Annotated in this window: 17 protein-coding genes, 1 tRNA gene and 1 pseudogene; 9 read left to right on the forward strand and 10 right to left on the reverse strand. The window is 67.2% G+C overall.

What is annotated here, in order from left to right; all coding sequences use genetic code 11:
• Positions 1–9 precede the first annotated feature (9 nt).
• Positions 10–678 (forward strand): class I SAM-dependent methyltransferase, encoded by a 669-nt coding sequence (locus C471_RS14675; protein ID WP_004050310.1) that lies wholly within the window; start codon positions 10–12, stop codon positions 676–678.
• A gap of 118 nt (positions 679–796) precedes the next feature.
• Here C471_RS14675 and C471_RS14680 read toward each other — a convergent pair whose 3' ends face one another.
• Both C471_RS14680 and C471_RS14685 read right to left on the reverse strand, forming a co-directional pair.
• Positions 797–1,087 (reverse strand): hypothetical protein, encoded by a 291-nt coding sequence (locus C471_RS14680; protein ID WP_004050312.1) that lies wholly within the window; start codon positions 1,085–1,087, stop codon positions 797–799.
• A gap of 13 nt (positions 1,088–1,100) precedes the next feature.
• On the reverse strand, positions 1,101–1,625 hold the full coding sequence (locus tag C471_RS14685; protein WP_004050314.1) for a DoxX family protein: 525 nt from the start codon (positions 1,623–1,625) through the stop codon (positions 1,101–1,103).
• Between the two features lie 234 nt (positions 1,626–1,859).
• Between C471_RS14685 and C471_RS14690 the strand changes: the two genes are divergently transcribed.
• The 5 genes and pseudogenes from C471_RS14690 to C471_RS14705 all read left to right on the forward strand — a co-directional run bounded on the left by C471_RS14690 (position 1,860) and on the right by C471_RS14705 (position 4,123).
• Positions 1,860–1,930 (forward strand) — tRNA-Gly (locus C471_RS14690).
• A gap of 349 nt (positions 1,931–2,279) precedes the next feature.
• Positions 2,280–2,651, forward strand: a complete 372-nt coding sequence (locus tag C471_RS14695) for a MarR family transcriptional regulator (protein ID WP_004050316.1) — start codon at positions 2,280–2,282, stop codon at positions 2,649–2,651.
• Positions 2,648–2,997 (forward strand): annotated as a pseudogene (locus tag C471_RS14700) (type II toxin-antitoxin system PemK/MazF family toxin). Before C471_RS14695 ends, C471_RS14700 begins: the two are co-directional and overlap by 4 nt.
• 196 nt (positions 2,998–3,193) lie before the next feature.
• On the forward strand, positions 3,194–3,631 hold the full coding sequence (locus C471_RS17515) for a hypothetical protein (RefSeq protein WP_160163154.1): 438 nt from the start codon (positions 3,194–3,196) through the stop codon (positions 3,629–3,631).
• Between the two features lie 141 nt (positions 3,632–3,772).
• Positions 3,773–4,123 (forward strand): hypothetical protein, encoded by a 351-nt coding sequence (locus tag C471_RS14705; protein WP_004050319.1) that lies wholly within the window; start codon positions 3,773–3,775, stop codon positions 4,121–4,123.
• Positions 4,124–4,449: 326 nt separating this feature from the next.
• Here C471_RS14705 and C471_RS14710 read toward each other — a convergent pair whose 3' ends face one another.
• A complete protein-coding gene (locus C471_RS14710) occupies positions 4,450–5,526 on the reverse strand; it encodes an NAD(P)/FAD-dependent oxidoreductase (RefSeq protein ID WP_004050321.1) in 1,077 nt (358 codons plus the stop codon).
• A gap of 157 nt (positions 5,527–5,683) precedes the next feature.
• Here C471_RS14710 and C471_RS14715 point away from each other — a divergent pair, with 157 nt between their 5' ends.
• On the forward strand, positions 5,684–6,001 hold the full coding sequence (locus C471_RS14715; RefSeq protein WP_004050323.1) for a hypothetical protein: 318 nt from the start codon (positions 5,684–5,686) through the stop codon (positions 5,999–6,001).
• 41 nt (positions 6,002–6,042) lie between these two features.
• On the opposite strand, the gene C471_RS14720 is transcribed toward C471_RS14715, so the two are convergent.
• Together C471_RS14720 and C471_RS14725 are read right to left on the reverse strand one after the other, a co-directional pair.
• Positions 6,043–6,714, reverse strand: coding sequence for a metallophosphoesterase family protein (locus C471_RS14720; protein ID WP_004050325.1), 672 nt, complete (start codon positions 6,712–6,714; stop codon positions 6,043–6,045).
• Positions 6,715–7,235: 521 nt separating this feature from the next.
• Positions 7,236–7,901 (reverse strand): O-methyltransferase, encoded by a 666-nt coding sequence (locus C471_RS14725; protein WP_004050327.1) that lies wholly within the window; start codon positions 7,899–7,901, stop codon positions 7,236–7,238.
• 142 nt (positions 7,902–8,043) lie between these two features.
• On the opposite strand from C471_RS14725, the gene C471_RS14730 reads away from it, so the two are divergent.
• Positions 8,044–9,720, forward strand: coding sequence for an acyl-CoA mutase large subunit family protein (locus C471_RS14730; RefSeq protein WP_004050329.1), 1,677 nt, complete (start codon positions 8,044–8,046; stop codon positions 9,718–9,720).
• Between the two features lie 35 nt (positions 9,721–9,755).
• On the opposite strand, the gene C471_RS14735 is transcribed toward C471_RS14730, so the two are convergent.
• Complete coding sequence (locus C471_RS14735; RefSeq protein WP_004050331.1) at positions 9,756–10,070, reverse strand: YbjQ family protein; 315 nt, start codon at positions 10,068–10,070, stop codon at positions 9,756–9,758.
• 139 nt (positions 10,071–10,209) lie between these two features.
• A complete protein-coding gene (locus tag C471_RS14740; RefSeq protein ID WP_004050333.1) occupies positions 10,210–11,013 on the reverse strand; it encodes a formate/nitrite transporter family protein in 804 nt (267 codons plus the stop codon).
• Between the two features lie 118 nt (positions 11,014–11,131).
• On the opposite strand from C471_RS14740, the gene mce reads away from it, so the two are divergent.
• Positions 11,132–11,518 (forward strand): methylmalonyl-CoA epimerase, encoded by a 387-nt coding sequence (mce, locus tag C471_RS14745; RefSeq protein ID WP_004050335.1) that lies wholly within the window; start codon positions 11,132–11,134, stop codon positions 11,516–11,518.
• Between the two features lie 36 nt (positions 11,519–11,554).
• Here the strand turns inward: mce and C471_RS14750 are convergent, their stop codons facing one another.
• The 3 genes from C471_RS14750 to C471_RS14760 form a co-directional block, all read right to left on the reverse strand.
• Positions 11,555–13,786, reverse strand: coding sequence for a S9 family peptidase (locus tag C471_RS14750; RefSeq protein ID WP_004050338.1), 2,232 nt, complete (start codon positions 13,784–13,786; stop codon positions 11,555–11,557).
• A 58-nt stretch (positions 13,787–13,844) separates the two neighbouring features.
• A complete protein-coding gene (locus C471_RS14755; protein ID WP_004050340.1) occupies positions 13,845–14,309 on the reverse strand; it encodes a hypothetical protein in 465 nt (154 codons plus the stop codon).
• A gap of 69 nt (positions 14,310–14,378) precedes the next feature.
• Positions 14,379–15,101: a hypothetical protein gene (locus tag C471_RS14760; protein WP_004050342.1), complete on the reverse strand. Its 723-nt coding sequence runs from the start codon at positions 15,099–15,101 to the stop codon at positions 14,379–14,381.
• Between the last annotated feature and the right edge of the window lie 59 nt (positions 15,102–15,160).

Here is a 15,160-nt window from a genome sequence, read left to right on the forward strand (position 1 = left end):
CCGGCCGACATGAACCCCGAGCCGGGAGGCGACCGCGAGACCGGTGCCGACCCCCAGTCGACGTACGACCGCATCGCCGCGCACTTCTCGAAGACGAGGGAGTACGCGTGGCCGGAGGTCGAGTCGTTCCTCGACGGGCGCGCTGCGACGCGCGCGCTCGACCTGGGCTGCGGCAACGGCCGCCACGCGGAGCTGCTCGCCGAGCGCGCGGACGCGGTCGTCGGCGTCGATCTCAGTCGTGCGCTCCTCCGCGAGGCGGTTTCTCGTGCCCGCGATCGCGGGTTCGACGCGAGCGTCTCGTTCGTCCACGGCGACGCCGCGAGCCTGCCGATCGCGACCGACGCGGTCGGGATCGCCGTCTACGTCGCCACCCTGCACCACCTCCCGGCGCGCGAGGACCGGATCCGGAGCCTCGACGAGCTCGCGCGGGTCCTCGCGCCGGGCGGAACCGCGCTGGTGAGCGCGTGGAGCACTGCCCACGACCGGTTCGATCGGGAGGAGGGGTTCGACACGACCGTCGACTGGACCCTTCCGGGCGGCGAGACGGTGCCGCGGTACTATCACATCTACTCGCCAGCGGAGTTCGAGGCCGACCTCGCGGGAAGCGATCTCGAACCCGTCGAGGTCGACGTGTCGAGCGGGAACTGCTACGCGACGGTCACCGCGTCCGGCGACTGAGTGCCGCGACCGATCCGGTAGGGGCGGACGAGACGGACGCGAGACTCGACGGGCGGTCGGGCGGGACCGCAGAAGAGTAGCCGCGCCGCCTTTCGCGGCGGTCGGGTCTCGGGTCGGCTCAGTCGGCGACCGTCTCGTGGCCGGTCCGCGTGTCGTCGGCGAGCGGAGTCACGATCTTGTAGGCCGCGTAGAGCCCGAGCACCGCGATGCCGGCCAGCACGACCCCGGTGCGGAGCTGCGGCGAGAACAGCGGGGCCGCGATCACGTCGCCCGCCTCGTTGGTCATCGGAACCGGGCTGTACGGCGCGCCGACGAGGATCTCTAAGAGACCCATGCCGACGAGTCCGAGCAGCATCAGTCCCGCGCTCAGCGCCATCGCCGCCTTGTCGATGATGTCCGTGTCAGTCATTGGATGTCACCTCTTAACCGAGCAGGTAGCGGAGCTTCGGGTGCTGTTCGACCACGTCGAGCTTCTCGATGAGCGCGTCGAGGCCGTAGTACCGGCCGGCCGAGAGCACGATCATCGTCATGAACAACAGCAGACCCATGAAGTCGCTGTTGACGAGCCCGTGTCCGAACCCGGCGTTGCCGACCCAGAACAGGACCATGAAGATGACCCCGCCGAACGCGGCGAACCGAGTGAACGCCCCGGCGATCAGCGCGAGCCCGATCAGGGTCTCGAACAGGGGGACGCCCGGCTCGATGAGCCACGCGAGGTTGTTCCCCATCCAGACGGGGATCCCGCCGAGCGCCGTGTCGGTCATGCCCCGCATGTAGCCCGGGCCGGAGGTGAACGCGAACCCGTTCTCGATCACTTTCGTGATCCCGGCGTGGAAGAACCACCATCCGGTGGCGACGCGCAGGAAGGCGATCCAGTACGCCGCCCACGGGCCGTCCAGTGCGAACTCGACCTCGTCGACCAGGGGATTGCTCGATTGGTATGACATTGTCGTCACCTTACGGGTGTACGTTGGACGCGTACCAACATATGTACCCAGAACGCTTCTAATCCTCTGAAAATTGTTCTAACTGCGCGGGAACACCCCTCAATATTGTGGGCCATTAAGTATGAGTGTGGGCGATCGTTGTCGTCGAGGCGGCGTTTCCGTCGTCAGGAACACGGAACGTTTATGAGAACTGTTCGGCCTAGGTGTAGACGCGTCATCGACGGACGCACTCGCGCGCCGGTGGTCTAGTGGTAGGACCTGAGCCTTCCAAGCTCATGGCCCGGGTTCAAATCCCGGCCGGCGCATTTTCTCGAACGAAGTGAGAGAAATCGCCGCAGAATTTGAACCCTATCAGTCGCGCGCAGCGAGCGAAGCGAGCGAGCACGTCTGATTCCGGTTCAAATCCCGGCCGGCGCACTCACTTCGTTCGTGCGCCGCCCGTACCCTCGCTCGCTCACGCTGTTCGCTCGTGAGGGTCCCGGCCGGCGCACTCTCCGACAGAGAACTTCTCTGTCGTCAATTCTCTATCCAGTGCTATCGGAAAGAATATCTGTCAAAACTTCGACGAGGCTAGGGGCGGAGTATCTCCTTCAGAAATTTCGTTGCTTTCACACCTAACACTCATTACGGTTGACACCGTATTTCTGCTCAACGATGTCCATCGACCGGGATACCTTCGAGAAGACGAGCGAGGACGAACTCGAGGAACTTTCCGTCCCGGATCAGGTCCTCGGATTTCTCGCCGCCAACGATGATCGCGCGTTCAAGGCCCGCGAAATCGCCTCTCAGATCGGTCTCGATGAGGGCGCGGTCAGCACCGCGCTCTCGAGACTGAAGGACCGCGATCTCGTCGAACACAAAGCGACGTACTGGGCGATAACCGACGACACAGAGCGACTCGACGGATACAGCGGGTACGAACGAGCGACCGCCCTGTTCAACCAGCGACTCGGTACAGAGGACAAGGAGTCCTGGCGCGAACACGCACCCGAGGAACCACATCCGAGCGTCGAGGACGAACGGTGACCGACGAAGGAAGACCGATTTTCGAGCGTGGCGACATCGTTTGCGGGGATGATCCGTTCAAAGGCGAGGAAGATGCTCGGCCCTGGCTCATTCTCTCGAATCATGAAGGCCGACCGTTCCACGGCGAGCAGTGTATCGCGCTCACGTTGACGTCGAAATCCTGGATGGACGGCCTGATCGACGTTCCTCGTGGGAGTTGCTTCGTGGTGGGATCCCGGATGTGAGTCGGATCGTCCCGTGGGGAGTCCAATCAATCGACCACGAGGATATCGACTTCTGGCACGGTCGCCTTGACAGCGATCTCGTCGACGAGGCGGTTGCTGCGCTCGTCGAAGAACTACACTAGTGGAGACCCGTTGAGATTCTATGTATTCGACGGTCTTCCACTGAAATCGCCGTTAGGTAGATGTGGTGTACTGAGCGATTGAGAGTGTGAAAATGTAAATTTCTGAAAATTCAACAGCTCCCTACTATCTATATATCTTATTTCCCGCGATCCTTCTCGATGAAAAGCTTATACAACCAGTGAACTATCGACATGTATGGACTCGCGGTTAGAATCGTTTCTTCTTGGAAAGTCGTTGAAACTATCGCTTCGGTATCTCGGGTACTCGGTTATTCTCATGGCCTTGTTCTTCGGTCAACTCTATCTGGCTGGGAATCTCGAGATGGGAAATTCATCTAGTTTACTTATGAGTCCACTTGGAGTCACAGTATCAGCGATTATTCTGGCAGGGATACATACATACCGAAACGACGGAATATTAATGGGTACTGCTGTCGCCGTCATCATCATGAGCGGCTATACACTGTACGGTGTCATCTCTCTTAATCACCCCCAACCTGACTATGGACTTTTGACCGGCGTGGGGACAGCAGTTATGTATGGTGTACCAATAGGGATTATAACATCTACTATTGCGTATGTGTTACGGCGACTTGCCCCGAACCGATCTTCCGTAGTATCTGAGAAAAAATAGAAGCGTAAGCACTCCTCCACTGAGTCAATCATTCAACGTTGCGTGTGACGTATTCTCTCCATAATGTTCCTCTTGTCTCAAAGACCGCCTCGACATTCCGTTACCCGTGGATATTTCGTGCTTCGCCACCCCGCCAGTCACATGACCATCGAGGAGCCTCGACGTATCGGAGTCTCATTATATCCCGAGCAGATCGAGCGACTGGAAGAGGAAGCAGAAGCCAATCCGAAAGTGGACAGCGTCAGCGAACTCGTACGACTACTCGTGGCTGACTACACGGGGACTCTCGATCAGCTCCGACCGCCGAACACTCCCGACGCGGAGAACATTCAGAGGCTCGTCGAATCGCAACAGAAACTCCTCGAAGAAATACGCAACGAGATCGACAGAGAGGAGGATATCGACCTCGATGCGCTGATTCAACTGGTGGATAACGTGAGGGACAGCCAGGAGGAGGTCAGCCACGAACTCGACCAACACGACATTTACTGAATGACACGCTCTCCTTCCGGTAGACGTTCATTCCACGGCTGATTGCAACGTTACGCTCGCCTCTGTATTAGCGAACAGTCGATAGAGGGGGCGGGTGAGTGAGCGAGGGTCCCGGCCGGCGCATTTCTCGAGCGACTGCGTCACCCGTCAGGGACACCGGTTCGACCAGTTTGTCGTCGCACCCTACAGACTCGCGCCGCCGTCGGTTCACACCGTTTCGCCGTCGAAGTCCGCGCCGGTGGTTCCCATGGGAGCGGTCGGAGCGGACGGATCAAAACTGGTCGGTATCGCGGGTCCGCGACCGGACGCGCGTGATCGCGCGTCCCTCAGTCGTCGTCTGCCGCGGGCGTCCTCCCTTTGGCCTCAGCCACTTCTCCCCGCGGGCCGCCGGCGTGGCCCTCGTGGGCCACCGCGGTCGCCATGAGCTCCGGCGAGATGGCGGGTACCTCGTCGGGGTCGACCGGGCCGTCCGCCTCGATCGCCTCCCGCGAGCGCGGGAACTCGCGAATCTCCTTGTGGATCGCGAGGCCGGCCTTCGCGCCCTGTCCCATCGCGACCGGCACCTGGTTGTGGCCGGGCGTGATGTCGCCGACCGCGAACACGCCGTCCTCGCTGGTGCGGCCGTGGTCGTCGACGTCGATCTCGCCGCCCTCCGTCAGGTCGCAGCCGAGCCCCTCGGCGAGCGCGGTGTTGTAGTCGGAACCGTACATCGGGAAGCCGCCGCGGTACTCGCGGCGCGTGCCGTCCTCGAACTCCAGCGCCTCCAGCCAGCCGGAGTCGGGGTCGTTCTCCACGCCCGTCACGTCCTCTTCGACGATATCGACGGGGTGGGCCGCCAGCTGTTCTGCGGTCTCGTCGCTCCACGTCGGCGCCGCGCCGCGGGTCAGCAGGTCCACGTCGTCGGTCACGTTGAGCATGATCATCGCGACGTGGGCGGCGGCCTCGCCGTGGCCCATCACGTACACCGGCTCGTCGACGAACATGTAGGCGTCGCAGTGGAGGCAGTAGTGGAGCCCCTTCCCGGTCCGGGGTAGAGGCGGGTCCGGGCGCTCGTCGGAGAAGCCGGTCGCGAGGACGACCCGCTCGGAGACCAGCTCGGCGTCGCTCGTCGAGAGGCGGAACCGGTCGTCGCCGGTGCGCTCGACGTCAGTGACGAACCCGCGCTCGAAGGTGCCGCCGTACGACTCCACCTGCTCGCGGCCCGTGGCGAGGAACTCGTTGCCGGAGGTGTCCTCGGTGACGCCGATCACGTTGTGGGTGTCGGCCATCATCGCCGCGCGTCCGCCGCCGCGGTCGATCAGCACCGTCTCGTGGCCAAGCCGGGCGCCGTACAGGGCGGTCGTCAGCCCGGCCGGCCCACCGCCGACAACCGCGATGTCGTACTCGTCGTCGGACGAACTCATTACCCGATCGTACGCGTCGCGGAGGTTTAAATGGCGTCGTGCTGTGCGCGCGCCGCGACCAGCCCGCGTTCACTCGAACAGAGCGTCCGACGGGGTTGCGTCCCGCGTTCCGCGCACCCCCGGAAGCTTATTACGGTCCATCGCCTCCGGTGTGGCAGTGCCCTCGCGACTCGCTGCCGCCGTCGCGCTCCTCTCCGTCGGCGCCGTCGCCGACATCGCCTCGACGTACGTCGCCATCTCCGGCGGGCAGTACGTCGAGGGGTCGCCGGTCGGCGCCACGCTCATCGCGGCGTTCGGACTCGTCCCCGGCATGCTGCTCACCAAGGCCGCCGGAATGGTCCTCATCGGGATCCCCGTCGCGGTCGCTGGCGGGACCCGCCGGCTCGTCGCGACGCTGATGTGCGCCGGCGTCGGCGTCCTGTCGCTCGCGACCGCGGTGCGGAACGTCCTCTTCGTGGCGGGCGTCTGGCCGTGATTCGGTCGCTCGCTGCCCGACCGCCGATCGTCTCTCTCCCGTCACTCACCCTTATAAAGCCTCGCGGCGGTTCGCTCGGGAAGGCCGGCGTCGGCGACCGCCTCGCTCACGCGATCGATGTCGTACGCGACGCGCCGCAGGTCGACCTCGCCGGTCTGCGTGTCGAGCACGGCGTACCCAGCGTCGGGGTCGCCGTCGCGCGGCTGGCCGACGCTCCCCGGGTTGACCACGACCCCGCCCGCGACCGACCGCGTCCCCTGCACGTGGGTGTGTCCGAGGACGATCCCGTCGTAGTCGCTCATGTGTCGGTCGAGGTTCGGGAACTCCTCCGGGTAGACGTAGGCGTCCTCGCGCTCCGCCGCGGGGTGTGAGTGGACGAGGAGGAACCGGTCGCCCGCGAACGACTCGGCGCGCGGGAGGCCGTCGAGCCACCCGCGCTGGTCGTCCGACAGAGCGTCTTTCGCGTGTTCGAGACCGGCCTCGGCCATGCGGTTGGCCCGGTAGCGCTCGGGCGTGCCGACGGTGCGGTCGTGGTTGCCGCGGACGGTCATGGCGGCGACCTCGCGCACGCGCTCGACGCACTCGGCCGGCCACGGGTTGTACCCGATCACGTCGCCGGCGCAGACGGTCCGGTCGACCGCGGGCATGTCGTCGAGGACGGCTTCGAGCGCCGGCAGGTTGGCGTGAACGTCCGAGATGAGCCCTACCTTCATCGGATCGTGATTCGGGAGCGACGCCCGAATAGGTTCGGCCTATCGGTGGTGGTGTACGATGCGGTCAATCGGGTAGAAGCGATTAGCCATAGATCGACATCGAACACCTCCAAATCCCCAGCAGGCGACGACTCGCACGGCTCGCTGCGCGCTTCAGTCGCTCACTTCGTTCGCTCCCTGCAGTGCTTGCGTCGCCACCAGAACGCTTTGCGTTCTGGTTGGCGCACGAGAGCGGAGCTCTCGTGCACGCCGAGCGTCGTCCTCGCCTGCTGCCCCTTTGAGTCCCGCCCATCCGCGCCGCAACCGCACCTCACACCTCCCCAGCCTCGTCGGTCACCCTCCGCGCTGCTCCGGGCGACCGACTCCCTCGCACCGTCGGTTCGCGGCCCTTCGGGCCGCTCACCGGGGCGCGCCACCGCACNCGACCGACTCCCTCGCACCGTCGGTTCGCGGCCCTTCGGGCCGCTCACCGGGGTGCGCCGACCGCAGCTTCATTTATAAATATCCGCGACGCCGCGATCTCACACCACCTTCGTCGACACAGCAATCCCGGACCCGACCGGGAGGATCGCGGTCTCGACGGCGTCGTCGGAGCGCACGGTGCCGACGTACTCGCCGATCCCCCGCGTCTCCCCGTCGACCTCGCGGTCCGGCAGCGGTGCGCCCTCCTCGAAGTGCGCGACGAGGTCGCCGAAGTCGATCGGCCCCCTGGTGATGTTGTCGGCGACGATCACCCCGCCGGTTCGGACCTTCGGGAGGACGGTGCGGTAGGCGTCGGCGTACCGGCGCTTCTGATGGTCGATGAGGACGACGTCGAAGGGGCCGTCGTAGCGTTCGATCGTCTCCATCGCGTCGCCGACCTCGAAGGTGACGCGGTCGGCGTACCCGCCGTCGGCGGCGAACCGGACGCCGCGCTCGGCCTCGTCCTCGTCGAACTCGGTGCAGATCACGGCGTCGGCGCCGCCGCGCAGGAACCACGTCGCCGAGTAGCCGAAGCCGGAGCCGAACTCGAAGACGCGATCCGCGTCGGTCAGGCGAGCGAGGAGCCGGAGGACCGCTCCCGCTTCCGGCCCGATGGTGGGGAAGCCCCACTCGTCCGCGAGGGCGGCCATCTCCGCCTGCGTCGCTGTGTGCTCGGGCGCCGTCGCGGCGAGGAAGCGCTCGGTGGTGTCGGCGAGAACGTCCATGTCTCGCGTTCGACCGGGCGACACTTGAAACCGGCCGTCGGCGGGGACCGAACCGTTCCGGGCCTTCGGCGGCGGACCTCCGAGCAGCCCGAAATCCCGTCGCCGAAAAGTGTTAAGTCGCGCTCGCGCGACCGGTTTACTAATGTACGATCCTGAGGAACTGGACGCGATCCGTGAGGCCAAGGAGTCGTGGGAGGAGGGGACCTACGGCGAGACGGTCGACCGGTTCGGGGAGCGCAAGGAGGCGTTCACCACCGACACGGGCGGACAAGAGGTCGACCCGCTGTACACGCCGGCCGACATCCCCGACCACGACTACCGCGAGGACCTGGGTAATCCGGGCGAGGAGCCGTACACCCGCGGCGTCTACTCGACGATGCACCGCGGGCGGCTCTGGACGATGCGCCAGTACGCCGGGATGGGCACCGCCGCGGAGACGAACGAGCGGTTCAACTACCTCATCGATCAGGGCTCCTCCGGGCTTTCGATGGCGTTCGACCTCCCGACCCAGATGGGGTACGACTCCGACGCCGCGATGGCCGAGGGCGAGGTGGGGCGGTCTGGCGTCGCCATCGACACCTTAGACGACTTCGAGACCGTCTTCGACGGGATCCCCTTAGACGAGGTGTCCACGTCGATGACGATCAACGCCCCCGCCGGCGTCCTCCTCGCGATGTACGTCGCGATGGGGGACAAGCAGGGCGTCCCGCGCGAGGAACTTCGGGGGACCATCCAGAACGACATCATGAAGGAGTACGTCGCGCGGAACCTCTACATCTACCCGCCCGAGCCCTCGATGCGGCTCATCACGGACATATTCGACTTCTGTGCGGCCGAGACGCCCAACTTCAACACCATCTCCATCTCGGGGTACCACATCCGCGAGGCGGGCTCGACCGCGGCCCAGGAGGTCGCGTTCACGCTCGGCAACGGGATCGAGTACGTGCAGGCCGCGATCGACGCCGGGCTCGACGTCGACGAGTTCGCCCCGCAGCTCTCCTTCTTCTTCAACGCCCACAACAACATCTTCGAGGAGGCCGCGAAGTTCCGCGCCGCGCGCCGGATGTGGGCGCAGATCATGGAAGAGCGGTTCGACGCGCAGAACCCGAAATCGAAGCAGCTCAAGTTCCACACCCAGACCGGCGGATCCACGCTCACCGCCCAACAGATCGAGAACAACGTCGTCCGGGTCTCCTATCAGGCGCTCGCCGCGGTGCTCGGCGGCACGCAGAGCCTCCACACGAACGGGAAAGACGAGGCGCTCGCGCTCCCCACGGAGAAGTCCGTCCGCACCGCGCTCCGCACCCAGCAGATCCTCGCGCACGAGTCGGGCGCGGCGGACACGATCGACCCGCTCGCGGGCTCGTACTACGTCGAGAACCTCACCGACGGGATCGAGGAGGACGCCTTCGAGATCATCGAGGAGGTCGACCGCCGCGGCGGCATGCTGGAGGCCGTCAAGAGCCAGTGGGTCCAGCGGCAGATCCAGGACGTGGCCTTCGAGCGCCAGCGCGAGATCGAGGACGGCGAGCGCGTCATCGTCGGCGTCAACCGGTTCGAGGTGGACGAGGAGCCGGAGATGGACCTAGAGGAGGTTGACCCCGAACAGGAGCAGAACCAGCGCGAGCGCCTCGAAGCTGTGAAGGCCGACCGCGACGGCGACGCGGTCGACGACGCGCTCGCGTCGCTCCGAGAGGCTGCGCGGGGCTCCGAGAACGTGATGCCCCACATCGTCGACGCCGTGAAGGCGTACGCGACGGTCCAAGAGATCTCGGACGTGCTCCGCGACGAGTTCGGGGAGTACAAGCCGGGGCGGTAGGTCGGTCCGACGCGCCACTTGGGCCGTCGCCCCCGCTACCGCAGTCGCACCGCGGTCCCGTACGCGAGGATCTCCGCGCCGCTGTCGGCGATCGAAGAGGTCGTGAACCGGACGTTGACCACGCCGTCGGCGCCGAGCGCCTCCGCCTCCTCGATCATGCGCTCTTGCGCCTGGTCGCGGGCGTCGGTCATCAGCTCGGTGTACCCCTTCAGCTCGCCGCCCGCGAGGTTGCGGAGTCCCTGAGTAATGTCGCGACCGACGTTGCGAGCGCGGACCGTGTTCCCGCGGACGAGTCCGAGCGTTTCGGTCACTTCCCTGCCGGCGACCGACTCGGTGTTGGAGAGCTCCATGTCACTTCGGTTCGACGGGTGAGAACGTAACTGTTGCCGGCGACCCCTCGCCGTTTCGCCCGGGTCGCTGCACCGTTCCGCCCGGGTCGCCGCACTGTTCCGCCCGGGTCGCCACACCGTTTCGCCAGGGTCGCGGCGCTCAGTTCGCGCCGCGGACGACGTGCCCGTACTTCAGCAGCGCGACGAACACGGCGCCGCCGAAGGCGTTGCCGAAGGTCGCTAACACGAGGAAGCCGACGTAGTCGGCGAGCGTGATCGCGGGCGAGATGAACAGCCCGAACAGCACCTCGACGTTGCCCGCGATCGAGTGGGGGAGGTGGAGGAGGCCGATCGTGCCGGCGACGATCAGTACGAGGAGGAGCCGAGCGGTCGTGTCCCGCGCCGCCGTCACGAGCCACGCCAGGAGTCCCATCAGCCACCCGGCGAAGACGCCGCCGACGAACAGCCACGGGAGGTCGTGATCGACGAGCTTCAGCGCGATGGTCTCGAAGGACTCGGGCGCGACGACGCCGAGCTCCGGCATCAACAGGATCACCAGCAGCGTGAACAGCAGGCCGCCGACGAGGTTCCCGACGTACACCAGCCCCCAGAGCCGGCCCAGCTCTCGGACCGAGGCCTGTCCGTCGAGGACCGGGATCACGGCCAGCGTCGTGTGCTCGGTGAACAGCTCCGAGCGACCCAAGATCACGAACATGAAGCCGATGGAGTAGACGCTCGCGAGCAGGAGTTCGGTCGTGAGGTCGCCGAAGCTCCCCGGCGACAGCGTCAACACGACCGCCATCATCAGCGGACCGAACCCGATGTCGAGCCCCGCCGATAGTCCGGAGAGCAGGAGGCCGGACCGCTCTCGATTCATCTCGTGGAGCCCGCTCTCGAGCAGCGAGTCGAGGATGCTCCGCGAGGTCATCTGCTCCGTCGCCGGGTCGGTCTCTGAGTCGCTCACTGATAGAGTCGCTCTCGGTTACTCGCGGGCCACACCCAAACCTTTGGGTCCCGGCGGGGAGGGTGGGTGATCTCCCCCGCTCGGGCGTTATAAGTCGTCGGCGCTCGATCCGAGACGCATGCGATTCGACCACGTCGGCGTCGCGACCCGCGACGCCGCGGACCTCGCGGACCTGTTCGACGGCCTGCTCGACGCGCCGGTCGCCCACGAGGAGACGTTCGACGGGATGGACATCGTCTTCCTCGAACTCGACGACGGCGGCTACTTCGAACTGCTCGAACCGACCGCGGGCGGCGCGATCGACGACTACCTCGACCGGGAGGGGCCGGGGATCCACCACGTCGCGCTCGCGACCGGCGACATCTCCGGGGCGCTCGACCGCGTCCGCGACCTCGGGATCGACCTCGTCGACGAGGAGCCGCGCCCCGGGGCGTGGGGCCACGAGGTCGCCTTCCTCCACCCCCGCTCGACCGGCGGAGTGCTCGTGGAGTTCGTCGAGCACTGAGGGCGCGGCTCTGCGTTCGGCGGCGGTGGCCTTCCCTCAGTCGTCCCCGTCGACCGCCGGGTCGTGCGTCTCGTACCAGTCGAGGATCTTCTCCAACCGGTGGATCGCGCGGTCTGGATCGCCGATGTCGTGGTGTTCGTCCGAATAGACCACCAGTTCGGCGTCGATCCCCCGCTTCCGGGCGGCGACGTACAGCTGCTCCGACTGCGAGGGAGGGCATCGCCAGTCCTCGCTGCCGGCCATCACCAGTAGGGGCGTCTCGATGTCGCCCGCGTCGAGCACCGCCGTCGCTGCGTCGTACGCCTCGGGGTCCTCCCACGGGAGCCCGAACTCCGCTTCCAGCCAGGCGTGGGTGTCGTCGGTGCCGAACGCCGACCGGAGGTCGTAGATGCCGTGCTCGGGCGCGGCGGCCGTGAACAGCTCCGGCTCCCGCGTGACCAGGAACCCTTGTGCGATCCCGCCGTAGGAGAATCCGTGGCCGAACACGCGGTCGGGATCGATCCACTCGCGGTCCGCGAGCGCCCGGACGCCCGCCGCGATGTCGTCGACCTCGGCGGTCCCCCACGCGCCCGTCAGCTCGGCGGTGAACTCCCGGCCGCGGGAGGTTCCGCCACGGTAGTTCGGCCGGAGCACGAGGTACCCGCGGCTCGTTAACGCGGCGTGCACGAAGCTGAAGACGGGCTCGTCGTACGACATCGGCCCGCCGTGGATCGCCACCACCAGCGGGAGCTCGCCCTCCTCGGGATCCACGTCCGGGTCGTGGTAGAGCACGCCGTCGATCGTCCAGCCGTCCGACTCCCACTCGACGCGGCTGGCCGTCGGCATCGCGAACTCGTCGATGAGCGACGCGTTGACGCGGGTGAGCCGCCGGAAGGAGTCGGGTTCGGTCGCCGCGTCGTCACTTGCGCGGCGCCCGTCGGTCCCCGCGTCGTCACCTGCGCGGCGCCCGTCGGTCCCCGCGTCGAGGTCGTCGACGGCGACGGCGTATAGGTCGCTTCCCTCCTCCGGGTCCGAGAGGACCGTCACCGCTGTCGACCCGTCGGCGGCGACGTCGAACGCGGCCATGGCGCGGTCGCGTCCCTGCGCCTCGAAGACGCGCTCCGCGGTCCCGTCGGTCTCCACGCGAGCCAGTCGGGTGTGGCTCTTGTCGCCGATCCGGGTGTACATCGCGCCGTCGACCCACTCGATTCCCCCGCCGCGGGCGACCGTCCGGTCGAGGTCGGCGGTGAGGGAGACCGATCTCTCACCGTCTACGAGGTACACCTCGGCCGGGGCTGGCGGGTCGTCCGGGTCGCTCGCGACGGTCGCGACCTCCTCGCCTCCGGGCCGCCACGCCGGCGCACCGTGGGTGAGATCGCCGTCGGTGAGTCGCTCCGCGTCGCCGCCGTCGGGGGATATCGTGTAGAGGTCCCGGACCGTGGTGTCGTCGGGGCGGTCGAGCCGACAGGACGTGAACGCGATCCGGCCGCCCTCCCCCCACGCGGGGTCCATGCCGGCGACGTCCTGGAATGCGCCGCCGCCGTACGCGTCGTCGAGGCGGCGGGGGTCCCCGTCGGGGTCGTCGAGGTCGACCACGAAGAGGTACGTCGTCACGTCGTCGGTCCACCCCGTCCCGTTCACCTTGTGCTGGAGCCGGGTCGTCTCGATGGGCCCGCCCTCCTCGCGCACCCGATCGAGGTAGTCGGACTCCTCGTCGGTCGGGTCGCGCGACTCGATCACCAGTCGGTCGCCGTCGGGCGACCAGTCGAAGCCGGCGACGCCCTCCTCGCGGTCAGTGATCTGTCGGGCGTCGCCGCCGAGCGCGAGGTCGAACAGCCACACCTGCGGCGTCGGCTCCTGGTCGCCGTCTTCGAGGGGTTCGTCGTCTTTTTGTTCTTCTTCCTCGTCGGCCTCGCTCTCCTCGTCAGCCTCGTCGGCCTCGCTCTCCTCGTCAGCCTCGTCGGCCTCGCTCTCCTCGTCAGCCTCGTCGCCCTCTTCGTCCCGGTCCCGCCAACCGACCCGTCGCTCGGTGTCGCGGTCGCGGGCGGCTAGAAACGCGAGCCGATCGCCGTCGGGCCCCCACGACGGCGAGGAGGCGCCCGACGCGCTCGTCAGTCGGTGCGGGTCGCGAGAGCCGTCGGTCGGGACGACGAAGAGGGATGCGACCGCCTCGTCGGCGACCTGATCGTACTCGGTCGCGGTAAAGGCGACGCGGTCGCCGGCGGGCGAGACGGCCACCTCGCCGATCCGGGTCAGGTCGTAGTAGGCGTCGAGCGGCAGTTCCGACATGCGCCCATCGAGCGGTGGGCGGGAGAAATACGTTCGGGACGCGGGACCCCGTTCGGTCTCAGCCCTCGGTCTCGGCCACGCCGCGCTCCGCGGCTCGCTCGCGTATCAGCCGCGCGCGCTTCCGGACGCGGGCGACGTAGCGGTCGATCTTCTCGGGCTTCTCGCCGTAGTACGAGGCGACCCAGTGGCGGCCGGTGTCCGGCTGCGTGAGGAGGTAGCCGACGAGCGTGTCGCGACCGGCCTGGATGATCGTCGGGGGGACGCCCCGGTCGCCCGTGCCGGCCTCTTGAAAGCCGTTCACGTCGAAGTACACGTCGGCGTACAGCTCCGCGGTGTCGGGGTCGTCGAACGCGATCCCCTCGTGGGTCGGGGCCTCGAACCGGTAGATCGGATCGCCGTCCGCGGACGTCCCCTCGCGGATCCGCACGCCGAAGGCGTAGGACTCGTGTATCGGTCTGTCGCTGTTCGTCGGTGCGTTGCGGTTCGCCGAGTCGTCTGTGGTCGCGTGGTTCGGTCGTGACATCGTGGGTCTGGTGGTCGCTTCGCGCCGGCCGCGGACCGCGCCGCGGTCGGCGTGAACGCTACGGAACCGCTACGAGCGCCGCCGAGAGACGGCGAGCGCCGAGAGCGCGCTGATCGCGGCCACGGCGCCGAGCAAGACGACGAGGCCGATCGGGAGGCCGTCGGCGTTCCCGCCGAGTTCGTCGATCGGTCCCGTCGAGGGCGACTCCGCGCCCCGGGCGCCGGACGTCGACGCCGACGACGAGTCGGCCGCGACGGTCAGGGCCCCGGCGCGGTCCGCGGGCCGGACCCGGTCCCCGTCGTTGGCGTCGACCTGGCGGGGATCGACGGCCAGTTCGGCTTGCCCCGGCGCGTCGCCGGCGATCTCGACCGTCGCGAGGGTCACGTCCGACGCCCCGGCGTCGATCGTCGACCCCGTGTCGGCCGCTTCGAGCGTGACCGTCCGCCCCTCGTCGCCGATCGCCGGATCGGTCGTGAGACCGAACCGGTCGGGGTAGCTCGCGGACTCGATGCGGACCACGTCGGGGTCGTCGACGGTCAGGACGACGTTGTACCCCGCGAGCCCGTTCGGCGCCGAGGTGAGCACCACGTCGACGGTGGCGGTGCCGGACGGGGAGAGTTCCGTGTCGGTCACGCTGACCGTCGGACCGTCGGCCTGGGCCGTCGCGAGGCCCGCTCCCGCGCCGAGGAGCGCGAGGGCCGCGAGCCCCGCGAGGGCGACCGCGAGGACCGTCACCGTCGATCGAGGTGGCGTTTCGAAGGCGTCGGAGCGCGTCTGGGTTCGTTTCGTCATTCGCGTGGATGGGTGCGTTTCGGCATTGGTGTGTCTGGGTGGGTGTCTCAGAGAGGCGC

It is taken from the genome of Halorubrum saccharovorum DSM 1137 (genome assembly GCF_000337915.1).
GTDB classification, from domain to species: Archaea; Halobacteriota; Halobacteria; order Halobacteriales; family Haloferacaceae; genus Halorubrum; species Halorubrum saccharovorum.